Origin of the sequence: Bacteroides muris (ex Fokt et al. 2023), assembly GCF_024704895.1 — a bacterium.
Lineage (GTDB): Bacteria > Bacteroidota > Bacteroidia > Bacteroidales > Bacteroidaceae > Bacteroides > Bacteroides muris.
The window spans coordinates 1-1,616 of the sequence record NZ_JAMZEE010000091.1 but is presented as its reverse complement, the minus strand read 5'-3'; the positions used below and the strand labels follow the sequence as shown (position 1 = coordinate 1,616).

Annotated in this window: 3 protein-coding genes; 1 reads left to right on the top strand and 2 read right to left on the bottom strand. The window is 50.0% G+C overall.

Annotation, left to right across the window (positions count from 1 at the left end):
- Positions 1-69 precede the first annotated feature (69 nt).
- Together M1B78_RS18310 and M1B78_RS18305 are read right to left on the bottom strand one after the other, a co-directional pair.
- Positions 70-375 carry a helix-turn-helix domain-containing protein gene (locus M1B78_RS18310; RefSeq protein ID WP_257941478.1) on the bottom strand — a complete coding sequence of 102 codons (306 nt, stop codon included), beginning with the start codon at positions 373-375 and terminating at the stop codon, positions 70-72.
- 53 nt (positions 376-428) lie between these two features.
- On the bottom strand, positions 429-740 hold the full coding sequence (locus tag M1B78_RS18305) for a helix-turn-helix domain-containing protein (protein WP_257941477.1): 312 nt from the start codon (positions 738-740) through the stop codon (positions 429-431).
- A gap of 463 nt (positions 741-1,203) precedes the next feature.
- Here M1B78_RS18305 and M1B78_RS18300 point away from each other — a divergent pair.
- Positions 1,204-1,616, top strand: a 413-nt coding sequence (locus tag M1B78_RS18300) for a DUF3408 domain-containing protein (RefSeq protein WP_257941476.1), incomplete at its 3' end; no start/stop codon positions are given.

Sequence of the window (1,616 nt, the reverse complement as noted above, 5' to 3'; positions counted from 1 at the left end):
AAAACCTTGCCACTGCCAGCCATACGCTTGAAGAGCATCCGGCAACGGAAACAAGTGACTGACGGAAAATCAGATTGCAGCCTGTCGGTAGGCGGAGCGATAGCCGTCATTCAGCATCCTTTCGATGTCGGATTCACGGTAGAGGATTTTGCCACCCAACTGGATATAGGCGATACGCCCTTCATTGCGGTAGTCCTGAAGTGTCCGGCGGCTCACCTTCAGCCGTGCCGACACCTCCTTGTCGGTGAAGAAACGCTCCCCGTTCAATGTCGGGCGGTAATTGGCGGTCAGATGTTCGAAGCTGTCCAAAAGACGGTCGAGACTGCCCATGAAGTGGATTATCCACTCGCTGTCCTTGTTAATCAGTTCATTCATGTTACTTTGGATTTAGTGGGTATTGTTAGTTTACTTCGTTCATTTCATCAAGTTTATATAGTTCTTCCTTTGAACTTTGCTTCTTTGCGCCTGTCCTCCACAACGGCAACAATACGCTGCACGTCATCGGGACGGTAGTAGGTCTTGTGGTTTATCTGCGAGTAAGCCAGAGTCCCATTGTCCCGAAGCGTCTGCAATGTGCGTGGGCTGATGTTGAGCATCCGGCAAACGTCCTGATTGTCCATCCACTCGCCCATTGTCTTCTCTCCGTGCCGCCGGCAGATGGCATCCATGTGGCGGACGAAACGGTCGAACTTGGCGACCATCGCCTCAAAGGTCTTTCTTTCAATTGATACGATTTCCATATACATACTTTTTATTGTTACTGTTTCTTTTGCCGCAAAGGAATACATAATCTGTTATCCGGCAATGGATTTCCCGGAAGTGGAAGCATGTGGCACAGGTTGGTAGAGGTTGGCACAGATTTGGTATATATTCTTAATTCTTGAAATCAGGAATGTGTCAAGAGTGAAAATAAGGGCTTAATTCAAACCTGACTGTAATCGCACCTTTGTTCTTCCGGCTATTCACGTCCAGCAAATCTGTGAAGTCCTCACAGGTGTCTCTGTCACCATAAAGCAAAGTCACACAAAATTGTCTGATCGGCTCCAAACGCTTGACTGACTGCACTAAAGTATCTTACTTTACTTGCGATAATCGGTCAAGGCACAGAGCAAGACCACAGTAATAACTTAATCAACCTGTTTTATGACAATGAAAAGAGAACCAAGTATCAGTGAGCAGCAGACCCGTGAAATCGTGTAAAGAATGGGACGCAGGGAATCCCGCAGTGAGAAGTCTATGGACGACTTCTACAGGAACATCGGTCTGGATCCGGAACAGCTGGCACAACCCGGCAAGACCGTCACGAAAAAAGCGGAAACTGTTACAGCGGATGAACCGTCAGGCGGAACGCCCGAAGAAGTGGCAGTCCCACAGAAGCGTGTCAGCAGCAAACAACGCAAGCTGTCGCTGGACGAGTACCGTACCACTTACCTGCGAGTACCCAAAATAACCGACCGAAAGCCTGTGTTCGTCAGCGGTGAGGTGCGTGACCGGCTGGACGGGATTGTCCGCCGTCTCGGCGGGCGTGGCATGAGTGCGTCGGGACTTATCGAGAACCTCGCCCGCCTGCACCTTGAAACCTACCGGGAGGATATCGAGCAGTGGCGCAAACTCTG